Annotated in this window: 1 protein-coding gene; it reads left to right on the forward strand. The window is 36.7% G+C overall.

The features are described from left to right. Positions 1-240 (forward strand): hypothetical protein (locus tag NE623_RS14620; protein ID WP_256276176.1); only part of this gene is annotated, 240 nt, incomplete at both ends.

Consider the following 240-nt stretch of genomic DNA (forward strand, 5'->3'; position numbering starts at 1 on the left):
TAGTACTTTCTTTTGAAGGTTTCAGCTTAGGTGAACCTAAGTATGATATTAATGAATGTAAAAACCGTGATGCTACTTACGCAGCACCACTTCGTGTAAATATTCGCTTGGTAAATAATGATCCAGAAAATATGGACATTAAAGAACAAGAAGTATTCATGGGCGATTTCCCATTGATGACGGATACAGGTACTTTCATCATCAATGGTGCAGAACGTGTTATCGTATCCCAATTAGTAC

It is taken from the genome of Gemmiger formicilis (genome assembly GCF_024462815.1).
GTDB lineage: Bacteria > Bacillota > Clostridia > Oscillospirales > Ruminococcaceae > Gemmiger.